Origin of the sequence: Nostoc sp. 'Peltigera membranacea cyanobiont' 213, assembly GCF_002245975.1 — a bacterium.
GTDB lineage: Bacteria > Cyanobacteriota > Cyanobacteriia > Cyanobacteriales > Nostocaceae > Nostoc.
The window spans coordinates 1-5,992 of the sequence record NZ_NOLI01000235.1; the positions used below are offsets into that span (position 1 = coordinate 1).

The window sequence follows — 5,992 nt, forward strand, 5'->3', positions numbered from 1 at the left end:
CCCGCACCCTGCTCCTTGTCCTCTTCTACGACCGAAAACCAAATCATGGCGCATATCTTCAACGAGTGCCAGAATTATGGGTTTGAAATTCTTGATGATGGCATTTACAACAACAACGGCGTGAAACTGGGGCAAGTCGAATGCACTGACGGTGACTGGTGGGTGAAGAGGCGTTATTCAGTCCAGCAGCAGTATTCTAACTCTGCGTTTGATGCTGTGCGCTCGCTGTCAATGGTGGATACATCGCTGGCTGAACCAGTTCACAAATACTTGCAATCCCGACCCTTAGAGCAACTGACTACTGAAGAATTACAGCAGTTGCTCTCTGCTGAAGTGGCTAACTGTGAGCAATTGCTAGACCTATCCTTTGAACAGTTAACCACTCAAAACTGGCAACGGTTACGGGAGCCTGTAACAGCGTAATTCCAAATTCGCAATTCGCTTTTTCGCCCATTCGCAGTTTAATTGCGACTTGCGAACTTGTACTGAGCGTAGCCGAAGTATTGGAAATTGCGAATTTGTATTGCTCCTCTATGCAAGTACAGAACACCGGACGCGGCTTTTTGTTGGAGATTGCCAAGGATTTTTAAGTTATTAGTCCCAGAGGACATAATCATGAAACTTTACGCGAAAACCATTCCACAGACTTTACCCAATTGGGCAACTATCGTTACAAAGAGCGCAGATTTATTTGAGATTGAAATCAACGATGAACACCCTGATTTCCAATCTCTGCTTGAAGAGTTAGAAACGGAGATTGAGCCAGGAATTATGGGGGTGAAAGCAGAAGATTTATGCTCCCGATTGGGCATAGAAATGTCTAACCCACATCTCCACTACCTAGTTGAAGAAGCTCAAACCCTGATATCCGAAATTACTACGCACCCAGACTACAAACGACTGCTGGACGAGGGATATCAACCTGATTTAAACATTGCTGATGCTCAAACTGCACTCACTTATCTGCAATGGAAGTTAGACCGGAATCAACAGCCTTCTGTTTAGTAAAGAAGCGATTGCTTGAATATCAGCTTTTCTTCAAGCAATCGTAAAGCACTGAAAGTTTACGCTAAAAACCACTAATTATTGCACAGGTCAACAAAATATGTTTACTGAAATCGAATTAATTTTATACAAACCTCCCAAACCGATTTATTTATATGTAAATCAAGGGAAGTAAATGAGGAATATTACACCTAGTTCAAGAGAAGGAGGGTAATCAAATGAGTAGCAAATGGGGTGATGAAGAACTCACAATTATTGAGGCGAAAGCTGAAGTCTATACAATCAAACAAATAGCTTCAATCCTAAAAAGGCGAGGATTTTCTCGTACACCGATTGCAATTTTTCTGAAGTTAAATAGCTTAGGTTATTCAGCCCGTCCCACTCTTGATAACTATTCTTGTAAAGAGATTGCTCAAGTTCTTCAATTGAATTTCTCAACCGTCACAAGGTGGGTAAAAAGAGGATGGCTCAAAGCTACAAGACGCTCTGCCAGACATTATCAAGTTCGGAAATGCCATCTTAAGCAGTTTTTTGACAACCCACCACAATCAATTAAAAAACGCATTGCCGCTCTTGATGTTGAAGCGATTAATTACCTGTTAGGGAGACGAGCATGATTGACCACATTAACGCACTTCAAACAAGCTGGTATCTCTCTCCACCTTGGCGTGGAACAATTCCACCTGTTGAGGTGAATTTACTGGAGAGAGTATATCTACGAACCACGAAAACATTCGGCTACTGTTGCGGTATGCAATGGAAGCATGAGTGCTGGATTTATTCAATTGATTGCCGTAATGAAATACTCCACGCCACACAAAACCAAATCATTGGGACTGGAGAGTTAGAAAGCATCACTGTGCAAAAACCTGCCTTTGTTCTAGGCGAAAGGGTAATGCTCTGTTCTCACGATCAGGGAACAAAACAACGGCTGATTTTGGGGATTGGGCTAGTGAATAATTCTTGGTTTTACCTTGTTGAATTGGTATCACCAACCTTAACTCAATCACGGACTATATCTAATCGTTTCTCACTGGTTGGTGAAAAAAGTTTGGTGCGGGTAAATGTTTAATTTTTTCTAATCACACAACTAAAGTTATGTCACAAATTGAAATCGCCGAAATCATCGAACAAATAAAACAAGAGATTCAAATCGATGCTAATGGTCAGGGCAAAGCTAGTATTCGGGCAGCAGCCAGATTAGCAAATGTTAATGATGCTGGATTGCTCAGAAGCCTCAAAACTGCTGCTGATATTTCTCGCTCCAAACTGGCTGAAAGGCTTATCTACAAAGGCTTTGAAGGTGCTGAGATAAAATCATGGTCTGAGTCCGGTATTCCCGATGTCGCTGTAGCAACCATACTTCATTATTACGGTTATGAAGCTGGCAAGAGATGTACCGCACAAGCAAAATTAGCCTGTGAAGCTTTTGAAAGCATTGGTGTTCGTGCCTGGATTCAAGATTTATTGGGGTGGACAAAACCCGCTACTCAACCACAAGAACAACCCACTACACCAGCCCTCCCTCCAGTTGAACAACGATTGCATACTCTTGTCCTGGCCATGAAAACTTTAGCTGAGTTAACCGGTGGCAGACTCAACCCATACATGGAACAGCAATTCAAAGACTATGCCGGGAATCTTCTGGCAGAACACAACAGAAAATTGCTAACCCCTTCAGAAGAACGCTGGCTTGGCGTGGTCAACTTTGCAGAGAACGAACTTGGAAAAAAAGTCCCCCTGAGCGGCGCTCACTATCGCGGACATCTTGGGACATGGGTTCGCACGTTTTACCCACACTTAGGCGATCGCCAAGAAACGCGATTGGTTAATGGGGTTCAACAGCCTATCTATGTCTACGCTTGTCACGAGCCGACTGTTGCGGCTGGGTTGACCAAGGCTATAGAAGAGTTCTTTGCTCATCCGAGTCCTAGTGCAGCGCTAAGGCAGGCGGGGGCTTTCGCTAGTAAGAAAGCTGTAGTTACTGCTTAATGGTCATTGGTCATCGGTCATTGGTCATTGGTCAAGCAGAGCGATCGCCAAGTAATCAAGAATTAAGACTTTTACAACAAAGGTAAATTTTACCTTGAGGGGAAAAGATATGGAACTCGGCTACTTCCAGAAAGATGTACTCATTGAAAAACTAGCTAAGAAATTCTACGCGATCCAAGGCTATATAGTCCCCGAATCATATCGGATGCAATCAGCTACACATCCAGCAGAAAGAGCGTGTGTGGCTATGGCTATTTTCGCAATCGAAGAATTTGAATCCATCAAAGATGAAGGTTCAGATGAGGATGATGACGAATATGAAACTGATTGTTTATTCCCTGAATAACGTTCGTTGCCAGGGGTTTAATTGAAGCGCGAGTAATACACCTTCCTAAATATTTTCTTACAAATTACAAGATGGTTAAACGGATATGAAAGCCATAGTGACAGTAGTTGAAAAAATCTCATCTGAAGCTCACATTGATATTCCTGAAGGTTTAGCAGAATTAGGCATTAGACAGCACGTTGTAGATCATTACAACAGTGGCGAAATGCTTGCCTTACTGAATATTTTTCACGTTGATTTTGAATCTATCAGCGTTCACATTGGTAAAAAAACTAAAATCACTTGGCAACCTGGAAAGCCTTGGAGTTCAAAGCGTCCTTATTACTTTTGCAAACTTGGAAGATTTACTTTGACTCTGTTAACTGACACAGAGCAAAACTTGACTCGTACAGAAGTTTACTTTGGGCATCACAAGCAACTTATTTATACGTCAGAAAAGGAGATATCCAAAGAATTGGCAATAGTCGAACTCCAAAATTTCTTAAGTGGATTAGCTGTTGAACTTCAGACTTTAAGCCACATTGAATTTCCAGAACAAGTTTGAAAATAACAGGAGTTAAATATGAGACTAACAACATTAGAAGGTCAATACCAGTGCATCGTGATTGACCCTCCCTGGTTCTATCGGCTGAGAAATCAGGATAAAACTCACCGAAACCGCATTAACTACAAGCCAATGCCATAGAAGAAATACTGTCATTGCCTGTTCCAGACTTAAGCGATTGCACGGGGTCAGTTCTTTGGCTTTGGTTCACCAACAATCACATGATTGAAGCCGCACATTGCTTAGAAACATGGGGTTTTAGCTTGAAAACTATTCTTACCTGGGAAAAAGTTACTAAGAGCGGTACAACCCATCTGGGTACTGGTCACTGGCTACGTAACGCAACTGAACATTGTGCTTTAGCTGTACAAGGTAATGTCAGGGCTTTTGCTGGACGTTCCCTCACTAATGAATCATCACTAATCCATGCACGGCGGCGTGAGCATTCCCGTAAACCAGATGAATTTTTTGAACTAGTAGATAAGCTCTGCCCAGAAATGACGAAGTTAGAAATGTTCGCTCGTTCTTCTCGTGATGGTTGGGATTGTTGGGGGGATGAAGCCCAAAAGTTTGATAGTGAAACGAATGTTTCTTTGAGTGCATGAGAATAGCATTATATAAAGGGTAATTATGTCAACAAACATAGAATGGACAGACCAAACAGAAAATATCATCCGTGTCAAAGGAGGCGGTTGGTGGTGTCATAAGAAAAGTGAGGGTTGTGCAAATTGCTATGCAGAGAAATTAAATAAAAACTCTTTCTTTGGCGGAAACAAGCAACCCTACTCTGGGCAACCACCAGAGCTAGTGTTAGATACAGAAGCTATTCGGAAATGGGGATTCCAAAGAAAACCTAAGAAGCATTTCGTTTCTTCAATGACTGATGTTTTTGGTGAGTGGGTTCCGCGTTTTTGGCAACATGAAATGCTGGACGGAATGTTCGTTGCTCCCAATCAAATATTTCAGATTCTCACCAAACGCCCAGAAATTATGCTGTTATCTATGGATGAATGGCTTTCTTGTCATGGACTAGACAAGTTACCTTTAAATATTTGGTCAGGAACTTCGATTGAGAATCGCCGCACTTTAGAAGAACGTAGTCAATTTCTTGCTCAAATTCCGGCTTTAATTCGGTTCTGGTCAGTTGAACCATTGTTAGAAGATTTGGGCGATATTACTCACTATTTGAATGATGTTCAGTTAGTCATTATTGGTGGTGAGTCTGGCCCAAATTCCAGACCATGCCACATCGAATGGATTAATTCAATTGTCCAACAATGCCAGTCAGCCAAAACACCCGTATTTGTGAAGCAGTTGGGGGCTAATGCTCAACTTGAGGGGCAGCCATTCAAAACCCGCAACAAGAAAGGGGGAAAAATTGAAGAGTTTCCACAAGAATTACAGGTTAGGGAATTTCCTGTTCCGGTACGAGAGTAAAAGCAAATCCCCCACACTGTTTTTCACGGCGGGGGAAGGAAAAGTTTTTTGTAGGGTTCTAACGATGAGTTTAACAAAAAAAATAAACATTGCTGGAGGATTTAAAAGATGACTACCGACAGCTTTAGCGATAACAGAAGAAAACGCCATATTTATATGGATAGTAAGCTTGACGATTTGCCATTAACAATGGAGGCATATCGTGTTTACTGCCACTTGTGCCGTCGAGCCGGTTGTGATAACAATGCTTTCCCTTCCTACAAATCCATTGGTGAGTTCTGCTTTCGGGGGTCTTTTCCAAATTCACCAACCGACACTTTACGGCGAAAAGCGATCGCAGCAGTAAATGAACTTATCTGTTGGAATTTGATCACAAAAACCAGCAGAGAGAATAACGGGCTACAAACATCAAATCATTACAGTCTTACGGACATGGAAGACTGGTTCCCTAATCCATTAAAACCGTCTTCCTTAATCAGAGGAAAGAAAGATTTAGGTAGTGTTGGAGGGACACTAGGGGGAGTGCTGGGGGGACACCCCGGTAGTGCTGGGGGAACACCCCCGGTAGTGTTGGGGGAACACCCCGGTAGTGTTGGGGGGACACCCAAAGATTATCCAATTAAAGATTATCCAATTGAAGTCCATCCACTCAAGGACGCGCCCCTGGC

General features: G+C 42.4%; 10 protein-coding genes and 1 pseudogene. All 11 read left to right on the forward strand.

The annotated features are described in order from the left end of the window. Window positions 1-423 (forward strand): annotated as a pseudogene (locus tag CDG77_RS32785) (hypothetical protein); the annotation flags it as partial. A 192-nt stretch (window positions 424-615) separates the two neighbouring features. After that, window positions 616-1,005, forward strand: a complete 390-nt coding sequence (locus CDG77_RS38225) for a hypothetical protein (RefSeq protein WP_223270107.1) — start codon at window positions 616-618, stop codon at window positions 1,003-1,005. 218 nt (window positions 1,006-1,223) lie between these two features. Then, complete coding sequence (locus tag CDG77_RS32795) at window positions 1,224-1,622, forward strand: hypothetical protein (RefSeq protein WP_223270108.1); 399 nt, start codon at window positions 1,224-1,226, stop codon at window positions 1,620-1,622. Next, entirely contained in the window at window positions 1,619-2,077 is a 459-nt protein-coding gene (locus tag CDG77_RS32800) for a DUF1392 domain-containing protein (RefSeq protein WP_094333369.1), read from the forward strand. Before CDG77_RS32795 ends, CDG77_RS32800 begins: the two co-directional genes overlap by 4 nt. A gap of 26 nt (window positions 2,078-2,103) precedes the next feature. After that, the gene (locus tag CDG77_RS32805; RefSeq protein ID WP_094333370.1) at window positions 2,104-2,997 is read left to right on the forward strand and encodes a hypothetical protein; all 894 of its coding nucleotides are present in this window, start codon (window positions 2,104-2,106) and stop codon (window positions 2,995-2,997) included. Between the two features lie 109 nt (window positions 2,998-3,106). Further along, window positions 3,107-3,343, forward strand: coding sequence for a hypothetical protein (locus tag CDG77_RS32810; RefSeq protein ID WP_094333371.1), 237 nt, complete (start codon window positions 3,107-3,109; stop codon window positions 3,341-3,343). An 85-nt stretch (window positions 3,344-3,428) separates the two neighbouring features. After that, window positions 3,429-3,887 carry a hypothetical protein gene (locus tag CDG77_RS32815; protein ID WP_094333372.1) on the forward strand — a complete coding sequence of 153 codons (459 nt, stop codon included), beginning with the start codon at window positions 3,429-3,431 and terminating at the stop codon, window positions 3,885-3,887. 18 nt (window positions 3,888-3,905) lie between these two features. Next, window positions 3,906-4,028: a hypothetical protein gene (locus tag CDG77_RS38785; protein ID WP_143857145.1), complete on the forward strand. Its 123-nt coding sequence runs from the start codon at window positions 3,906-3,908 to the stop codon at window positions 4,026-4,028. A 14-nt stretch (window positions 4,029-4,042) separates the two neighbouring features. Further along, entirely contained in the window at window positions 4,043-4,492 is a 450-nt protein-coding gene (locus CDG77_RS32820; protein ID WP_190234134.1) for an MT-A70 family methyltransferase, read from the forward strand. A 25-nt stretch (window positions 4,493-4,517) separates the two neighbouring features. Then, window positions 4,518-5,324: a DUF5131 family protein gene (locus CDG77_RS32825; RefSeq protein WP_094333374.1), complete on the forward strand. Its 807-nt coding sequence runs from the start codon at window positions 4,518-4,520 to the stop codon at window positions 5,322-5,324. A 108-nt stretch (window positions 5,325-5,432) separates the two neighbouring features. Then, window positions 5,433-5,992, forward strand: a 560-nt coding sequence (locus CDG77_RS32830) for a helix-turn-helix domain-containing protein (RefSeq protein ID WP_223270109.1), incomplete at its 3' end; no start/stop codon positions are given.

Coding starts and splice junctions, on each gene's coding strand:
- CDG77_RS32810 (WP_094333371.1), top strand. CDS start 3,107: ATGGAACTCGGCTACTTCCAGAAAGATGTACTCATTGAAAAACTAGCT.
- CDG77_RS32805 (WP_094333370.1), top strand. CDS start 2,104: ATGTCACAAATTGAAATCGCCGAAATCATCGAACAAATAAAACAAGAG.
- CDG77_RS38225 (WP_223270107.1), top strand. CDS start 616: ATGAAACTTTACGCGAAAACCATTCCACAGACTTTACCCAATTGGGCA.
- CDG77_RS32825 (WP_094333374.1), top strand. CDS start 4,518: ATGTCAACAAACATAGAATGGACAGACCAAACAGAAAATATCATCCGT.
- CDG77_RS32800 (WP_094333369.1), top strand. CDS start 1,619: ATGATTGACCACATTAACGCACTTCAAACAAGCTGGTATCTCTCTCCA.
- CDG77_RS32815 (WP_094333372.1), top strand. CDS start 3,429: ATGAAAGCCATAGTGACAGTAGTTGAAAAAATCTCATCTGAAGCTCAC.
- CDG77_RS38785 (WP_143857145.1), top strand. CDS start 3,906: ATGAGACTAACAACATTAGAAGGTCAATACCAGTGCATCGTGATTGAC.
- CDG77_RS32795 (WP_223270108.1), top strand. CDS start 1,224: ATGAGTAGCAAATGGGGTGATGAAGAACTCACAATTATTGAGGCGAAA.